Raw genomic sequence first — 16,635 nt, forward strand, 5'->3', positions numbered from 1 at the left:
TTAATTGCCTTCCTTCAAACCCATAAGCGCGGCCGCGAACGGGTTATCGGGATCAATGGGCTTTTCCTTTTTCGGCGGACGAGACGAGAAGGTCTTGGCACCCTGCGGCTTGCCACCTTTCTTGCCCTGCGGCTTGCCCCGGCCATCCTGAGGCTTACCGCGCGGCTTACCTTTGCCCTGCCCCTGCCGCTGTTCACGGCGTGGGCCTTGGTTGGCCTGACGCTGACGGCCCCAGGTGAAGGTATAGAAGACCTCAACCTCGGGTTCATCTGTTGCTGCTGTCGGCGCGGTGGCCTCGGCTGCTGCCTCGGTGCTTTCGGTGGCCTCGGCTGACGCCTCGGTTGGTGCGGCGACCTCTTCGGGGGTTCCCTCTGGTGCGGGTACTTCCTCGGAGGCAGCTACTTCCGTGGCCTCTGCGGCAGGTAGCTCTGCTGGTGCGGGCTTAACCTTTTCACGCTCGGCGCGTTCGGCCTTGTAGCCCAGCCCCTGCATCAGGTCGGCGAATTGTTCCAGCGTCATACCGGTGATCGACAGCATGTCAGGCTTGGCCTCGAACCCACCACGGCTGTCTTCAGCGCGCAGCATGTCGGCCAGACGTTCCAGCATATCGATCCGGATCGAGCGTTCGCCCGCATCGCGATAACCACACATAGTGTCATAACCGTCAGGTGCGCCCTTGGCGATGGGCACAGTAACAAGACCCGGAGGCGGCGCGTCGGGAAATTCCTGCAGGCCATTTGCCAATGCCCACAGAACAAGACGCAGACGCGTTGGGGCCGGTTTCAGCAGCAGCGGCATGAAAATGGTGAACTGACCAAAGCGGATACCGTGTTTGCGCAGCGCGCCACGGGCGTCCTGATCCAGATCCTTGACGTCTTGCGCGACACCTGCGCGCGGCAATACGCCCAGCGCCTCAACCATGCGGAAGGCAAAGCCCCTGGCCAGCCCATTGAGTTCTTCATCGCGCGACAGGTTCAGCAGCGGCTCGAACAGTGCGGCCACTTTGCGGTCGATGAAATGTTGCAGGCGACGCTGAACTTTCTGTTCAACATCGGGGCCCGCGGCCTCGTCCACAAAAACCTCGACCAGCGGCTTGAGAGGCTCTGCCCCGGCAACCAGCTTGCCAACGGCATATTCACCCCACATCAGGCCACCCTGATCGGTAAAATCAATTTCGGTATCGGGTGCATTATAGAAGCGATCGGCACGCAGATGGAATTGCGGCGCGAGGGCTTGCAAGGACGCCGATTTCAAGGCTTTCGCCTCGGCTCCTTGCGCGCTTTTGTCCGGACTGAACCGGAACCCTTCCAGACGACCGACGAATTCACCTTCGACGGTCACTTCACCCTTGTCATTTACTTCGGCCAAAAGGGCCTCCTTCTGTTTGAGCCGGCGCAACAAAACGGATGTGCGCCGGTCCACAAATCTCTGAGTCAAACGGTCATGCAGAGCGTCTGACAGCCTGTCTTCTACAATGCGCGTCTCATCACGCCAATGGGATTCGTCACGCACCCAACCATTTCGTTGCGCAACGTAAGTCCAGGTGCGAATATATGCCAACCTTTTTGACAGTGCATCTATATCGCCATCCGTTCGGTCGATCCGGCGGATTTGCCGCGCCATAAAGTCATCCGGGATCGAACCACCTTCATGCAGGTGGCCAAAAATCACTTCGAGCAGGCTGGCATGTTCGGCATGGCTGATGCCGCGAAAATCGGGGATTCGGCACACATTCCATAACAAACGAACGGATTGCGGATCACTGGCACGGGCCGCAATTTCGGCAACTTGCGACAAGGATTTAAGCACATTCAGATCATCTGCCGGACGGGCTTTGATCAGGTGTTCGCTATCCGGGCTAATCTCGAGCGTGTGGATCAGAGCGTCAATCGAACCAAACTGCAAGGCGGCATTCCGCCAGTTCAGTTTTTTCATCGGCGCAAAGCGGCTGTCCATAATGGCCTGCGCGACACCGTCGTCCAGAGGCGGCGCCTCGCCGGTCACGCCGAAGGTTCCATCGGACATACCGCGCCCAGCGCGGCCAGCAATTTGGGCAAGCTCATTCGGGGCCAGGGGCCGCATGCGCCGGCCATCGAATTTGGTCAGGGACGAGAACGCAACATGGTTCACATCCAGGTTCAACCCCATCCCGATGGCATCGGTGGCAACCAAATAGTCGACCTCACCATTCTGATAGAGCTCAACCTGCGCATTCCGTGTACGCGGACTGAGCGCCCCCATGACCACAGCCGCCCCACCCTTTTGACGGCGTAGCAGCTCGGCGATGGCATAGACGTTGTCGACCGAAAACCCGACGATGGCGCTGCGTGGTGGCATGCGGCTGATTTTCTTGGAGCCGGCATAGACCAGTTGCGACATCCGCTCCCGCCGGACGAATTGTGCTTCGGGCACAAGTGCCGCGATGGGACCGCGCATAGTATCGGATCCCAGAAACAGGGTTTCATTGGTGCCGCGCGCGCGCAGCAACCTGTCGGTGAAGACGTGGCCGCGTTCCGGGTCGGCGCAGAGTTGGATTTCGTCGATAGCCACAAAATCGGCACCCATGCCTTCGGGCATCGCCTCGACCGTACAGACCCAATATTTCGCACGCGGCGGTACGATACGTTCTTCCCCGGTGATCAGCGCCACCACCGACGGTCCGCGAATGGCGACGATTTTGTCGTATACCTCGCGCGCAAGCAGGCGTAGCGGCAGGCCGATCACCCCCGTGCGGTACCCCAGCATACGTTCGATTGCGTAATGGGTTTTGCCTGTATTGGTCGGACCAAGTACGGCCACGATTCGGGATGACCCGCTCACCTTTGCCCCCTGCCCCCGGTTCTCAGAGGGCCGAGCCCTCGACCTGGGCTTTCAGTCGATTCACTGCATTGGTTACTTCTTCGTAATGGGGATGTATAGCCAAGGCATGGGAATAGGCCGCAAATGCCTTTTCGGGCTGACCCAGAATCTCAAATATCAATCCAAGCCCGTAGATGGCCTCATAGTTGTTCGGGTTCAGCGTCAGGGCATGTTCCAGATCTGCGGCAGCCATCCCGAACCTTTCGATCCCAAAAAACGCAGAGGCCCGCGCGTGCCAGCCTTCGGCGAAATCAGGCGCGTGGTCTGTCAGGGCCGTCAAATGCTCGATCGCGGCATAGGTGTCACCATCATCCAGTGCTTCGCGCCCACGCTCCAGCAGCAGGTCGGCGGAGGCCGAACCAGATTGCGACCAGAGCGCCCGTAACTGGCGGTCGATTCCAGTCGCCTGGTCCGGTGTGGCCTGCGCAAGGTTCTGCAACAACTCGGCCTCGTCGCGGGAATCCTCCTGCTGTGCAAGGCAAGTGGAGGAAAACATGACTAGGACAAAAAGTGCCGCAACGGTACCTTTGAGATTGTTGATTGCATTGCTCATAACAAGTGTCAGTGTAGCGTTGCGACCGAGGATGTCCATTCACGGCGTACTAACAAAATGAGGAAGATCATGAGCGATTCATTGGAAAAAGCCGCAGCAGTGCTGAATGAGAAACTGTCGGGCGGCGATTTCGACGCATCGGCTAAATTTGCCATCGCGGATTTGGGCGCGATCGTAGTTGATGCAAGCGGCGCGCGCATCAGCGATGAAGAAACGGACGTGACTTTGAACGCTGATGCGGACACGTTCGAGCAAATTCTCAATGGTGATCTGGACCCGACAAGCGCCTTCATGGCCGGAAAACTGAGCATTGACGGCGACATGGGCGCGGCAATGAAACTCGCCTCGGCCCTGGCCTGATGGAATACCCGTCGGCCCCTTTGTTCGAAGACGTGGCTGGCGGCCCCGCTGGCGGTGTTGCTCATTGGTTGAACACCGCCGACGGTACCCGAATTCGCGTGGCGCATTGGCGCCCCGAAGGTACAGCGAACGGGACTGTCATGCTGTTTCCCGGTCGCACTGAATACATCGAAAAATACGGTGATGCGGCGAGTGAATTCGTCAAGCGTGGCTTTGCCGTGTTGGTGATCGACTGGCGGGGTCAGGGATTGGCAGACCGGTTGCTTGACGATCCGCGGGTTGGCCATGTCGATAAATTCACTGACTATCAGCAAGACGTAGATGTGTCGCTAGAGCTGGCCACAAAGCTTGATCTGCCCAGGCCCTGGCATGTTATTGGCCACTCTATGGGCGGTGCCATTGGATTGCGGGCAGTTTTGGAAAACGATTGTTTTTCTACCTGTGTTTTTACCGGTCCGATGTGGGGGATTTTCTTTACGCCCCTTATGAAACCCATCAGCCGGTTGACCGCAAATTGGGCCCCACGACTGGGGTTTGGCGAAAAGACGCCCCCGACCACATCACTGGACAGCTATGTTCTGACACAGCCTTTCGAAGGCAATAGCCTGACGCGCGATCCTGCCATGTACAAAATGATGCAGGATCATCTGGCCAAGTATCCCGAACTGTCCCTTGGTGCACCGTCGACGATCTGGCTGCGCGAGGCATTGGATGAATGCGACTGGTTGATGGTGCAGACTGCCCCAGCCATTCCATGCCTGACATATCTTGGCTCCCACGAGCAGATTGTGGACCGCAAGGCCATCCGCGCACGCATGGCAAACTGGCCCAACAGCACGTTGATCGAAATTCCAGACGGTGAACACGAAGTCCTGATGGAACCACCAGAGGTGCGCGACCCTGCATTTGACCAAATCGCCGCGCATTTCAAAGCTGCATAGACGGAACACCCCCTGGAACCGGCGCTTTCCCTTTGACTGTCCGCTTGTGATCCTCGTCGGTCGCGCCTAGATGTTTGCCAAAGCAGATTTTCGAGGTGATCCATGCGCGACCTTCCTTTTCCAGTACGTGACGCAAACGCGGTCGGCGGGGCCGATAATCTTGGCAACCTGCCGGAATGGGATCTGACGGATCTCTATGCTTCGGAAGACGCGGCCGAGCTTGCGCGTGACCTGGACTGGTTGGAAACCGAATGCGCCGCCTTTGCCGCAGATTACGAAGGCAATTTGGCGGATCTTGATGCCCTGGGCTTGCTGACCTGCGTGTTGCGGAACGAAAAGATCAATTCGATCGCCGGGCGTATCATGTCCTTTGCCGGACTGCGCTATTATCAGCTGACGACCGACGCCGAGCGCGCCAAGTTCCTCTCGGACATGCAGGAAAAGATCACTGTCTTTACCACGCCGCTGGTGTTCTTCACGCTGGAAATCAATCGCCTCGACGACGACGCGTTAAAAGCGCATTTCGACGCCAACACCGATCTGGCCCGTTACGAGCCCGTATTCCGCCGCATCCGCGCGATGAAACCCTATCAGCTATCAGACGAGCTTGAAAAATTCCTGCACGATCTGGGTGTTGTTGGCGATGCCTGGGAACGCCTGTTCGACGAGACCATCGCGGGCTTGACCTTTGATGTTGACGGAGAAGAGTTGAACATCGAAGGCACACTCAACCTACTGACCGAGCAGGACCGCAGCAAACGCGAAGCGGCTTCTCGCGAATTGGCCCGTGTGTTTCAGGACAACGTCAAGACCTTTGCGCGCGTTCACAACACGCAGGCCAAGGAAAAGGAAATCGTCGACCGCTGGCGCAATATGCCGACTGCGCAGACTGGTCGCCATCTGTCGAATGACGTCGAACCCGAGGTCGTCGAGGCCCTGCGCGAGGCGGTCGTGGCTGCCTACCCCAAGCTGAGCCACCGGTACTACGAGCTGAAACGCAAATGGCTGGGTCTGGACGTGATGCAGGTCTGGGATCGCAACGCACCCCTGCCGATGGAAGACACGCAGATTGTCGGCTGGGATGACGCTGAGAAAACCGTGATGGATGCCTATGAGGCCTTTGATCCGCGTATGGGTGAAATCGCCGCGCCGTTCTTCTCGAAGGGTTGGATTGATGCGGCGGTGAAGCCGGGCAAGGCGCCAGGCGCATTTGCGCATCCCACTGTTACCGACGTGCATCCTTACGTGATGCTGAACTATCTGGGCAAGCCGCGCGACGTGATGACCCTGGCGCATGAGCTGGGCCACGGCGTCCATCAGGTGCTGGCCGCCGATCAGGGCGAGATGCTGTCATCCACCCCGCTGACGCTTGCCGAAACCGCTTCGGTTTTTGGTGAAATGCTGACCTTCCGCAAAATGCTGGACAAGGCCGAAACCCCTGAGCAGCGCAAGATTCTGCTGGCTGGCAAGGTCGAGGACATGATCAACACGGTCGTGCGCCAAATCGCCTTCTATGACTTCGAATGCAAATTGCACGCCGCACGCCGCGAGGGCGAGTTGACCCCGGACGACATCAACGCCCTGTGGATGAGCGTTCAGGCCGAAAGCCTCGGCCCCGCATTTGAATTCATGGAAGGGTATGAGACGTTCTGGGCCTATATCCCACATTTCGTGCACTCGCCCTTCTACGTCTACGCCTATGCCTTTGGCGACGGCCTCGTGAACGCGCTCTATTCCGTCTACGAAAGCGGCGCCGACGGGTTCGAGGACAAATACTTCGATATGCTGCGCGCCGGTGGATCAAAACACCACAAAGAGCTGCTGGCCCCGTTCGGTCTGGACGCCAGCGATCCCAAGTTCTGGGACAAAGGCCTGTCGATGATCTCGGGCTTTATTGATGAATTGGAAGCGATGGAGGGCTGAAGTCGCCTGAAGCGGAGACGGTGATGTCTGCTTTGCGGACAAAGCGGACTTTGTCATCCGCAACAACTATCGCCATTCTGGATCGGTGGGCAAGGCACCGTGGCATAGGAGCAGTAGACACAACAGTCCCCTTCCAATGGCTTCAAGACCGCTGCGCAAGACTTGCATTCATAGAACCACTGGCAAGCATCCGTCGGCATTATTTCGCTTTCGCTGTGACCGCATTTCGGGCACGTCAGGGTGCTTTCAAGCACTACAGTTTGCTCTGTCATTGTTTCACATCTGCATTATCAGGTAATCGTTGATACGGGCCTCGTTATAGACGACGACCCAAGCTGACGCGGTGATTGCGGTAGTCCCCGAAAGCCACCATTTCAACTTTGTTAGGGAACCGCGCTGATAAGATACAAGCCACGATATAGCGACAAGCGCCGTCGATATCGCCAATACGTAGTAGCTTGCCGCCGCGATCTTTCCGAAAATGGCTAGCCAACTGCCCCCCAGTCCCAGCAACATCATTGTCATGGGCAATACACAGCAAGTCGCGACGCCAAGTGCTGTCAGTGATCCCAGATAACTAACGCTGAGGTACTTCTGCATCTCATTCCCTTGATTAGTTGGAGTTGTCAAAGTGACTGCTTCTCGTATAACTTCTGTAGTCGCTACAGGATCAAGACGGGAAAACTCACATGTTTGCGATTGGGGAAGCATCCCGGCAAAGCGGTGTCGGCATTGAAACGATCCGCTACTATGAACGCGAAGGGATCGTGCCCAAACCAGAACGAGCACCTAATAACCGGCGGATGTACTCCGCGCACGATGTTGGAAGGCTTCGTTTCCTGAAAAAATGCCGTAATTTGGGCTTTCCACTAGCCGATACAAAGACGCTTCTAAGCCTGTCCGAAGGCGACGGAGAAGATTGCCGATCCGTAAAAGAACTGGCTGAGCTTCATATCTTCAATGTGCGTGAAAAGATAAACGAGCTGAAGCGATTGGAAGCAGCGCTGAACGAACTCACAGCCAACTGCGACAGCGGGAATCTCTCTTGCCCCATGCTCTCAAAACTGCGTACCGACTAGTGAAGCTTTGGGCTCAAAGCAAACATAATAAACTCACCTCAACTGACTGTCCTTCGACCCGCGCCGGTTGATACCGCCGCGCATTTTGTGCGCCCCGTCACGTTCTTGCTGGCACTCGAGGCACAGTTTCACGCCCGGCAGTGCTGTGCGGCGGTTTTCTGGGATTGGTTCTTCGCATTCGGCACAATGGGTCAGGCTTTCGCCTACGGGCCGTTTCTGGGCCTGCATTCGGGCCAACTCATCCGAAATGGATGCCTCGATCTGTTCGCTTACTGCGCCGTCGCGCGCCCAGCCACCTGCCATCGGGATGCCTCCTGTTAAGGTGTTAGCCGATTTTGCGGCGATTCAAGAAGCGTGGCAAGTCATGGCAGCGCCACTGCATTCTCCAGCACACGGTCAATCACTTCCTGCGTGCCGCGTGAAAACTCAAGCGGGCACGGATATTCGGCACCCTCACGGACCGACCGACAAAAAGCTTCGACCTGCAGCTTATAGTGATCGTCCGCGGGGAAACGTGTGACCTGTATTTCCAGGCCGGGGCGGTGCAATTCGACACGCGCCTCTCCGAACACACGCGGATTGAACGGCGCAGTCAGCCGGATCATGCCGCGGTCGCCATGAAACACCATCTCTTGATGCGGATGCATTCGGATCGAGACATAGCTGGAATAGGTGAAATTCGGGAACTGAGCGCGAATCTCGGTAAAAGCGTCGACCCCATCCTCCCACCGGATGGCGGATTCGACCTGAACAGGCTCCTGCCCGGTGACAAAGCGCGCGCTGCCAATCACATAGACGCCAATATCACGCAGCCCACCTCCGCCGGTCTCAGCCCGGTTGCGAATGTTTGCCGTATCCGCCCGGCTGTCAAAGCTGAACGCACCCGTCACATGGGCCAAATTCCCGATCGCCTTGTCGGCGATCAGCTTGCGTACAAACTTCCATTGAGGGTGTTGGACGATCATATAAGCCTCGGCCGCCAACAATCCGGTCTCATCCCGTTTGTTGATCAATGGGGCAAATTCGGACACGGTCATAGCCATCGGCTTTTCACACAGCACATGTTTACCGGCGTCCAGTGCCTTAAGGCTCCATTCGACATGCAAATGGTTGGGCAGCGGGATGTAAACGGCCTCAATCTGTGGGTCGTTCAGCAACGCATCATAGCTGTCATAAACCGTCAAATCCGGGCAAAAGGCCTGAAACGGTTCGGCTTTGGTGGGATCGGACGTCGCAAGGCCTGCCAGACGCGCGCCCTCAGCTGCGTGGATTGCTGGGGCCATATATTGCCGCGCGAATTTCGCAGCTCCCAATACGCCCCAATTCACCGGATTCTGCATCATGGACACCCCTTATGGCTTTGATCCGGTCTGTTGTAATCGCCCTCAGTCCGAGTGTCATTAGCGCTAACACAAATAGAAAACCCGGCACGACCAATGTCGCACCGGGCCCGTTCAATTAACGAAGAGGTCAGGCTGTGGCCAGCATCCCCTTTTCTCGGGCAAGCTCTCGCATCTTCTTCTGAAGTTTCTCAAAAGCGCGGACTTCAATCTGGCGAATGCGTTCGCGACTGACATTGTACTGCGTACTCAGCTCTTCCAGTGTGACGGCCTGATCCATCAGGCGGCGTTGGGTCAGAATGTCTTTTTCCCGGTCATTCAAAACTTCAAGAGCAGCCGCCAACAGCTCGCGGCGGGCGTCGAGCTCATCGCGGGCCTCATAGTCGCCCGCCTGATCGGCATCCTCGTCCTCAAGCCAGTCCTGCCATTGCATGGTGCCTTCGCCCTCGGACCCGACGGTCGCATTCAGAGAGGCGTCGCCACCGGACATCCGGCGGTTCATGCTGATCACTTCTGCTTCGGTCACACCAAGGTCATTTGCGATCCGGGCCACGTTTTCCGGACGCAGGTCGCCCTCTTCAAGCGCACCGATGCGTGCCTTAGCTTTGCGCAAGTTGAAAAACAGCTTTTTCTGCGCCGAGGTTGTACCCAGTTTGACCAAAGACCATGACCGCAGAATGTATTCCTGAATTGAGGCGCGAATCCACCACATGGCATAGGTCGCCAGCCGGAATCCTTTTTCCGGGTCAAACCGTTTCACGGCCTGCATAAGACCGACATTGGCCTCGGAGATCACTTCGGCCTGTGGCAGCCCATAACCGCGATAACCCATAGCGATCTTGGCCGCCAACCGTAGGTGGGAAGTCACCATTTTATGTGCAGCTTCAGTATCTTGCTTCTCAACCCAGCTTTTGGCCAGCATGTATTCTTCTTCTGGCTCCAGCAGGGGAAACTTCCGAATTTCCTGCATATAGCGGTTCAGCCCGCCTTCCGGCGTCGGCGCGGGGAGATTTGCGTAATTGGCCATGTTTCTTGTCCCTCCGACAAATGTTTAAGTCGTTAACATGGATATGGGAGGTCGTCCCGATCCGTTCAAGAGGTACCGTTAACAGTTTGAAATTAACGTTTGATAAAGGAAACCTAAGAAAACGTTATTCACGCAACTTTGCTTATTATGTCAGCGGTGTGCGCAGCTGTTCAATCAGATTTTCCATATCATCCGGCAACACAGCCTCGAAGCGAAGGTTTTCACCCGATATCGGGTGCTCAAAACCCAAAACCGCAGCATGAAGCGCCTGACGAGGAAAGTCTCGTACGGCCTCTGCGGCAGCCGCGCTAAAGGCTTTGGCTGCGAGTTTCCGCTTGCCCCCATAAACCGGATCACCGACCAGACCATGACCGGCATGGGTCATGTGAACCCGAATCTGATGTGTGCGGCCCGTTTCCAGCCAGCATTCGATCAGAGCCAGCCCCTGCGGCGCCCCAAACGTTTCGACCAGGCGGGCGCGCGTGACCGCGTGGCGACCACCGTGAAACAGCACAGCCTGTCGTTGCCGGTCTGTCTTGTGACGGGCCAGCTGAGTGGTGATCCGCATGATGTTTCCGGGCTCAAAGCTGACACCTTTGACGCCGCGCAACCGGGGATCATTGGCATCCGGGACACCGTAACAGATGGCGCGATAATAGCGTTCGACACTATGCGCCTCGAACTGCGCGGCAAGCCCGTGATGGGCCGCGTCGGATTTGGCCACCACCAGCAACCCGCTGGTTTCCTTGTCGATACGATGCACGATGCCGGGGCGCTTTACGCCGCCTACGCCAGACAGGTCATCACCGCAGTGATGCAGCAACGCATTGACCAATGTCCCGTTCGGAGAGCCGGGAGCAGGATGCACGACCATACCCGCAGGTTTATTGACCACGATCAGGTCGGTATCCTCGAATACGACCTCCAGCGGGATGTCTTCCGGGCCGATATGGCTGTCTTCGGCCTCGGCCACAGTGATCGCCACCACTGCGCCTTCGGCCACCTTGGCCTTGGGGTCGCGGGCGGCGGTTCCGTTGATCATCACGGCCCCCTCTTCGATCAGCTTCCCCAATCGGGTCCGCGACAGGCTTTCCCCCGCTGGCACATCGCGGGAAAGCGCCTTATCAAGGCGGGGCGGCGGATCGGCCGCGATTTGAAACTCAATCTGGCGAGTGCCCATGACTGTCCCTTCCGAACCCCAAGAACCGCAGGAAACGCCGCAGCTTCGCCTGCTGCGGAGAATGGTCATGCTGCTGACCGCGGTGATGATTGGCGGGGTTCTAGTGACATTCGCACTGATTGTCATCCGGCTATCGGACCGGACCCCTACCCTGCCCGATCAGGTTGAGTTGCCCGATGGCGCAAAAGCGCAGGCGGTCACCATTGGAAACAACTGGTTTGCGGTTGTGACTGATGACAATCGCATCCTGATCTTTGACAAAACCACTGGCCGGCAGCGCCAGGAAATTACCGTCGAATAAGGTCAACCCTCTAGCGCCATGCGAAACACGACCTCGGATGCTTGGCGCAGCGCCTGATATTCCGCGGCTGTGTCCCGGCGAAACGACTGATCATGCATGCTCAACCTGACAGGGGCAAAAAGCTGCGTCCGGTCGGGAAAGAACTCTTGATGAAAACTCACATCTTCATTTGCCATAAACGAGTCCAGCCAGGTGCGTTCATCCGGTTCAAGCACATCATTTTTACGCATCATCACGGGATCATCGACAGCCCGACGTCGCAACTGGCGACTTTTCTTGCGTCCCATAGCCCTAGTGACCACACCAAACGCCTCACACGCGGCCCTTGAATGCGAAGGATTGGACGATGTTTCGGTCTTGCTGCCCAAGGGCAGTTGGACGCCGATGCGATCCAGAAAATCATCAACAATATTGCCATTGGCCATTTCAGAGCGCTCATACAGCATAGGCACCAATGAGACGCCCGGAAAAGCTGACCTTATCCGAGCCGCAGCGCTGGCAAAGCTGAAACGCTCAGGATGCGCACGTATCTCGTCCAGCTGGGTACGAATATATTCAGAGCCGCCCCCGGCAAGCCTGCCGTTCTTTGCCCTTTGTTTATAGTCGGCTTCGAAAAAGTCAGAATATCTACGACAGTAGAAAGCAATCCTCATCTCACGCGCGGGGATCTCAGCGAAAATCTCGGCCAGTTTGTGCAGATCGACTGAATACAACATCTCAGACGATACCAAGCATGCCTTATCCTCATGCTCAGCATATTCCCTTGCCATCGCTTCGCGCAGGGCGGTGACCGGCTGATCGGTTTGGTTCATGTGAAAGGCAATCAGGTTATGACTGCTGGCCAGACGCCCATGCCCCTCGGTTCGCCTGCGGCCCGTTTCCATATAGTGTAATCCGGCCCCAGCCATCACTTGACCGTTTTTGCGAACAAACCCCTGTAACGCGGTCGACCCGGTCTTGGGCATTCCTATGTGTAGCCAAAGCATGAAACGTTCCTATTCGCCAAGCGACCTCAGGTCTCGGCCTTGGCTGAGAACCCGGCGGTCATCTGACGCATGAGGTCTTGCATCTCGGGTTGTTCGCGCAACTGGGCAACCTGTTGGCGATGCAGATCGCAGGTCATATGGTGCAGGCGGGCCGTCTCAGCGTCTGACAGCATTTCGTAATACAAAGCCCGTTTCCGATCGAGGATTGTGTCAATCGAGGTCTCAGTTTCGGCGTTTTGGTTCATCATGTTCCAATATTCCATGCCAAGGCTTTCCCCCAGATGATGGGCCCGACCACGCATTTTCTTGACCAGATAGCTTTCGCAGGATTTCAGAGCATAGTGATTGATCTGAACATGCTCGTACCCAACGGAGTCCCGCGCCGATCGCCAACTGGCAGTAAAATACCTTTCGGGCATCGGTTGACCGGATCCGTTGTACCAATGGCATTCTTCCATCGTTTCAACGGTCGGCCTTTTCGGTCGATGGACACCGAGCGCATCCCACAGGCCGCGTTGGAACATGGTCTTAAAGCCCCAAGCTTGCGGCGGTCGAAAAATACGCTCAGGTGCAGCTTGGCGAAACTGATCCGACAGGAAACGGTCCTCGTACCGAACAATGCCGGCGTTTCCGAATAGACGCCAAGTCATTGAAATCGTTTTTGCATCCGGCATGGCACCTGTCAGCGCACGCAATGTATGGTCGCCGGTTCTGACGTTAATATGTTCATCCGCGTCGATAACGATCACCCAATCCTGTGGACGGGCCACTTCCATTTTCAGAAAGGCGTTATAGGCGCGTTTTTGCGGGCTGGTCTGACGTCTCGAGTTGTTGTCGACATGTGTGACAATGCCAAGGTCATGCAATCGCTGCAGCAAGGCATCTGTACCATCGGTACAGTCATTGGTCATGACCACAATCTGGTCCACACCAATGGCACGATTATGGGCGATCCATTCAAGAACGAATGGTCCTTCGTTCTTCATAGGGGTAACGCTGATATATCGAGGATCCTGTTCGGCCATACCTGACTGCCCTGCTTGTTTTCATTGCCCCGGTGGTATCGGAGATTTGTTTAAGATTTTGACCGCAAACTACCGGTATTCAAGCTGGTCACCAAGAGAAATCCGTCTATTTTCCACCTGCACGTTTCAGCTGATTGGAATATCGTTTAAGGGTTGGGCACAGCGCGTGGGCCTTGGAAAGATGAACACGCGCATTCTGCTTTTCACCTCGTTGCAGATATATCCTGCCGGCCTCGCCTTGAATCGCCGCTGTATTGTCATCCAGTTCCGCAGCCTGAATAATTTGGTTTTGCCCCTGTTCTTCGGCCCCGTTCCTTTCAAGGTATTGCCCCATCGCAAAGACCAGAAATGGGTTTCCCGGATCACAGGCCAACGCATCTGCCATGGCCAGCCTTCCGTTTGCAAAATCTCCATCTTTCTCATACAGTTCGGCCAGTCGCTTTAAGTATAACGGGTTATCCGGAAGGCGCTTGGCCACTTTCCGCGCAATATCCAAAGACTGCGCCAAAGAAGTATCTCCCAAATGCAAACGCAGCAAAGATTGGACCCCTTCAAAGCGCGGGTCTTCGCGGGAAATGCGAACGTCCTCGGGCAACTGAGTTGAGCTTTCTAGCCCGTCAGCCAAAGTCTGCAAGCGGGATCGGTTGGAGGTTAGACGGCGCGCCCTTTGATCTACGGACAGACTAGCCCAATCCAATAGGATCAGGTCGAAATTACAGGGCGGGCGACCCAGTACCTTCCTCTGCGCAACGTGCGCATTGTAGTTGAACCAAGGCCTCCGAACAGCCTTCTGCATCACCCAATCCATTGGCGGCATTGCGCGCTGCGCAATCTGTTCACGATACAAAAGCCGAGAGCCAAATATGATGACATCCGGGCGCATTGGTTTTGTCCAAAACGCCCTGCTGAACACCTGCGCAGCCTTCCAGCGTTTCTTCTGCCCTCCAAATATCGCGGCTTGAAGTGCAGTTACCACAGCAAAATCTTCGGGCCAGATATGCGGGTTTTCGAAGGCTGCTTCAGTCATCTCTAACGCTTCGGCCCAACGATTCAGATAAAAGTAATTCAACGCCTGAAGAAGTGGAAGGAATGCATTATCCGAACCTGCATCCATCAACGGCTGCACCAGTTCCAATGCCTCTTCGGCCCGATCTCCCGCGCCCAAACCATGAAGATAAAACGAAGCCTTGGCATAGATATGAGCGGCTTCTGAGAGATTCAGAAATTCTTCTGGACCGCGGTGCAGGCGTGCGATCACTTGTTCGTTGGCGCGTTTGACTTCATCTTCGTTCAAAACATCGCGAAAAACTTTTCCCTGCTGCCCTGAAATTCGCGCCGCTGCCATGGAAAAGGCGGAAACGTATGGCGCTATCACCTGATCCGCGCGCGACATGGTATAGAGTTCCAGAAAGTCTCGTTGTGCGCGGGTCAGCCTGGAAAGATCCGCGATATCTGACATTTGCATAAGGTGCGGAAACTGCACTTGGAATCGGGCCACAAGCTCGGGCTGATCTGAAAACATGATCGCGGCACACCCTGCGTTTTTTTCAAGATGTGCCGCATACAGTTCTTCCGGTTCGATCTTTGCCGGCCAGGTCGTATGCTTCCACGGCAGACCATTCAGGATGTCGCCACGGCGAATGTGATAGGCCGACACCCCCTTGCCACTTAGTTTGGCATCTGCCTTTTCCATAATGTTCCGGATTTCATCCGTGAACCCGATCTTATGGATGAACTCTCGGTACCGGGGACGGATCTGCTCGACATCTTCCCATTGAAAGGCCAGAACCTCAAAGCCTTCCTCGACGACAACAGAGCGGCCGGAATTCAGATGGGATATCAGCCGATCCGGTGTCGCATCGCCCTGAAACGACCATATCGGCAGGGAGTTCTCGCCTAGAGCATCAAAGGATTCGGTGCTCAGGAAATGCTCATCCATCCACTCTAGTGAGAACAATTCTTGCGGCTGGTCCAGCTCTGGCGCATCCGCACCTTTGGGAAACCAGTTGACCCGATAGCTGGTGTCAAAATCCTCGGCCAACCGGATGCAGGTCAGCATCATCAGCAACCGGGCACCCATCCGGTCTTTGCGCTGTCCGATAAAGACTCCCTTTTCGGGCTTCATGAGGCTGCTTCGGCCAAGGCTGCGCGCCGCAGCCGTCGGAACCTCTGCCTTGCTTGCGTAACAAGCTGTGGGTGACGTTCGCCGCCAATCGCCTCGATCCCGCGCATATACAAAGGCAGTCGCCGCCGTGCCCGCATCATTCGGTAATAGGCCTGGGGTTCCAGTGTGCCGTCCATCGCCTCGAGCATAACCGGCTTCAGTATATCCAATTTGCGCAGCATCGGGGCCGCGAAATGGTTTGAAAACCATGTCTTCAGCAGCACGACATTATCGCCTTTCAATCGCGTCACCTGCTGGCGATCAAGATCAAAAAAGGGATCATAGAAAACGTAGGCTTTCCCCACATTTTCAACGGTTTGCGTGGCATCGCTAAAGGGAAGATCCCAGTCTTGCACCTGCCCGAACCGATACCGGGTCTCCCACGGGACCAGCCGTTCATCCAGCGTTGTCTGCGGATTGAAAGCGATGACATTGGCGCCGGGAACAAGGGCCGAGAATGTCAGCGCTCCAAATCCGCCCATCGAAGCGCCCGCAAACACAACCTGATCAAACTGTGCAAAAAAACCCTGATCCGCTTGGGTCTGAAAATACGAGATGATCTCGGGATCGCGGTACCAGGCTTTGGTCCGCGCAAATATCCCCATATGGGACCAGCCTTGGTCACGGAAGAACTTCCAGCCCCAGGGTTCGCGGGAAAAAGACAGGTCGTTGGCATTGGCAATGTTGTCAAAGCTGACCACAAGCCGGGACGCAGACCTTTGGTGAAACAAAACCGAGTGTCTGTTCAACTTTTGCAGAAACCCGGTCCCGTCCCCACCTGGATACAGCTCGACAAACCAAGGGGGCGCAGGGTCTGTCAGAATCCGTTCATACCCCGTCTTACGATCGGGGTGATCAGGCTTGAGCTGCTCTTTTGAAAGGTCTTCTGCCATGGTG

At 56.2% G+C, this 16,635-nt stretch carries 17 protein-coding genes; 5 read left to right on the forward strand and 12 right to left on the reverse strand.

What is annotated here, in order from left to right; all coding sequences use genetic code 11:
- Entirely contained in the window at positions 1–2,820 is a 2,820-nt protein-coding gene (locus tag AC2FHW_RS02300; RefSeq protein ID WP_271946506.1) for a helicase-related protein, read from the reverse strand.
- A 22-nt stretch (positions 2,821–2,842) separates the two neighbouring features.
- On the reverse strand, positions 2,843–3,412 hold the full coding sequence (locus tag AC2FHW_RS02305; protein ID WP_416383904.1) for a tetratricopeptide repeat protein: 570 nt from the start codon (positions 3,410–3,412) through the stop codon (positions 2,843–2,845).
- A 69-nt stretch (positions 3,413–3,481) separates the two neighbouring features.
- Here AC2FHW_RS02305 and AC2FHW_RS02310 point away from each other — a divergent pair, with 69 nt between their 5' ends.
- The 3 genes from AC2FHW_RS02310 to AC2FHW_RS02320 all read left to right on the forward strand — a co-directional run bounded on the left by AC2FHW_RS02310 (position 3,482) and on the right by AC2FHW_RS02320 (position 6,636).
- Positions 3,482–3,772, forward strand: a complete 291-nt coding sequence (locus tag AC2FHW_RS02310) for an SCP2 sterol-binding domain-containing protein (RefSeq protein ID WP_142634424.1) — start codon at positions 3,482–3,484, stop codon at positions 3,770–3,772.
- Positions 3,772–4,713 carry an alpha/beta fold hydrolase gene (locus AC2FHW_RS02315; RefSeq protein WP_271946500.1) on the forward strand — a complete coding sequence of 314 codons (942 nt, stop codon included), beginning with the start codon at positions 3,772–3,774 and terminating at the stop codon, positions 4,711–4,713. The genes AC2FHW_RS02310 and AC2FHW_RS02315 overlap by 1 nt, the downstream gene beginning before the upstream one ends.
- Before the next feature lie 102 nt (positions 4,714–4,815).
- Positions 4,816–6,636 (forward strand): M3 family oligoendopeptidase, encoded by a 1,821-nt coding sequence (locus AC2FHW_RS02320; protein WP_271946498.1) that lies wholly within the window; start codon positions 4,816–4,818, stop codon positions 6,634–6,636.
- 53 nt (positions 6,637–6,689) lie between these two features.
- On the opposite strand, the gene AC2FHW_RS02325 is transcribed toward AC2FHW_RS02320, so the two are convergent.
- Positions 6,690–6,908 (reverse strand): GDCCVxC domain-containing (seleno)protein, encoded by a 219-nt coding sequence (locus AC2FHW_RS02325; RefSeq protein ID WP_271946496.1) that lies wholly within the window; start codon positions 6,906–6,908, stop codon positions 6,690–6,692.
- Between the two features lie 4 nt (positions 6,909–6,912).
- Positions 6,913–7,236 carry a hypothetical protein gene (locus tag AC2FHW_RS02330; protein WP_271946493.1) on the reverse strand — a complete coding sequence of 108 codons (324 nt, stop codon included), beginning with the start codon at positions 7,234–7,236 and terminating at the stop codon, positions 6,913–6,915.
- 89 nt (positions 7,237–7,325) lie between these two features.
- Here AC2FHW_RS02330 and AC2FHW_RS02335 point away from each other — a divergent pair, with 89 nt between their 5' ends.
- Positions 7,326–7,715, forward strand: a complete 390-nt coding sequence (locus tag AC2FHW_RS02335; protein WP_496821365.1) for a MerR family transcriptional regulator — start codon at positions 7,326–7,328, stop codon at positions 7,713–7,715.
- Positions 7,716–7,748: 33 nt separating this feature from the next.
- Here the strand turns inward: AC2FHW_RS02335 and AC2FHW_RS02340 are convergent, their stop codons facing one another.
- The 4 genes from AC2FHW_RS02340 to AC2FHW_RS02355 all read right to left on the reverse strand — a co-directional run bounded on the left by AC2FHW_RS02340 (position 7,749) and on the right by AC2FHW_RS02355 (position 11,262).
- A complete protein-coding gene (locus tag AC2FHW_RS02340; protein ID WP_271946490.1) occupies positions 7,749–8,018 on the reverse strand; it encodes a DksA/TraR family C4-type zinc finger protein in 270 nt (89 codons plus the stop codon).
- Positions 8,019–8,077: 59 nt separating this feature from the next.
- Positions 8,078–9,055 carry a Gfo/Idh/MocA family protein gene (locus AC2FHW_RS02345; protein WP_281972403.1) on the reverse strand — a complete coding sequence of 326 codons (978 nt, stop codon included), beginning with the start codon at positions 9,053–9,055 and terminating at the stop codon, positions 8,078–8,080.
- Positions 9,056–9,185: 130 nt separating this feature from the next.
- Positions 9,186–10,082, reverse strand: coding sequence for an RNA polymerase sigma factor RpoH (rpoH, locus tag AC2FHW_RS02350; RefSeq protein ID WP_142634432.1), 897 nt, complete (start codon positions 10,080–10,082; stop codon positions 9,186–9,188).
- A gap of 145 nt (positions 10,083–10,227) precedes the next feature.
- Positions 10,228–11,262 carry an RluA family pseudouridine synthase gene (locus AC2FHW_RS02355; RefSeq protein WP_271946488.1) on the reverse strand — a complete coding sequence of 345 codons (1,035 nt, stop codon included), beginning with the start codon at positions 11,260–11,262 and terminating at the stop codon, positions 10,228–10,230.
- Between AC2FHW_RS02355 and AC2FHW_RS02360 the strand changes: the two genes are divergently transcribed.
- Complete coding sequence (locus tag AC2FHW_RS02360; protein WP_142634436.1) at positions 11,261–11,563, forward strand: DUF6476 family protein; 303 nt, start codon at positions 11,261–11,263, stop codon at positions 11,561–11,563. The genes AC2FHW_RS02355 and AC2FHW_RS02360 overlap by 2 nt on opposite strands.
- Before the next feature lie 2 nt (positions 11,564–11,565).
- On the opposite strand, the gene AC2FHW_RS02365 is transcribed toward AC2FHW_RS02360, so the two are convergent.
- The 4 genes from AC2FHW_RS02365 to AC2FHW_RS02380 form a co-directional block, all read right to left on the reverse strand.
- A complete protein-coding gene (locus tag AC2FHW_RS02365) occupies positions 11,566–12,549 on the reverse strand; it encodes a hypothetical protein (RefSeq protein WP_271946485.1) in 984 nt (327 codons plus the stop codon).
- A 26-nt stretch (positions 12,550–12,575) separates the two neighbouring features.
- Positions 12,576–13,574 (reverse strand): glycosyltransferase family 2 protein, encoded by a 999-nt coding sequence (locus AC2FHW_RS02370; protein ID WP_271946483.1) that lies wholly within the window; start codon positions 13,572–13,574, stop codon positions 12,576–12,578.
- A 106-nt stretch (positions 13,575–13,680) separates the two neighbouring features.
- On the reverse strand, positions 13,681–15,699 hold the full coding sequence (locus tag AC2FHW_RS02375; protein ID WP_496821366.1) for a hypothetical protein: 2,019 nt from the start codon (positions 15,697–15,699) through the stop codon (positions 13,681–13,683).
- The gene (locus AC2FHW_RS02380) at positions 15,696–16,631 is read right to left on the reverse strand and encodes a hypothetical protein (protein WP_496821367.1); all 936 of its coding nucleotides are present in this window, start codon (positions 16,629–16,631) and stop codon (positions 15,696–15,698) included. The genes AC2FHW_RS02375 and AC2FHW_RS02380 overlap by 4 nt, the downstream gene beginning before the upstream one ends.
- Positions 16,632–16,635 lie beyond the last annotated feature (4 nt).

This window comes from Ruegeria sp. YTSA108, from assembly GCF_059610185.1.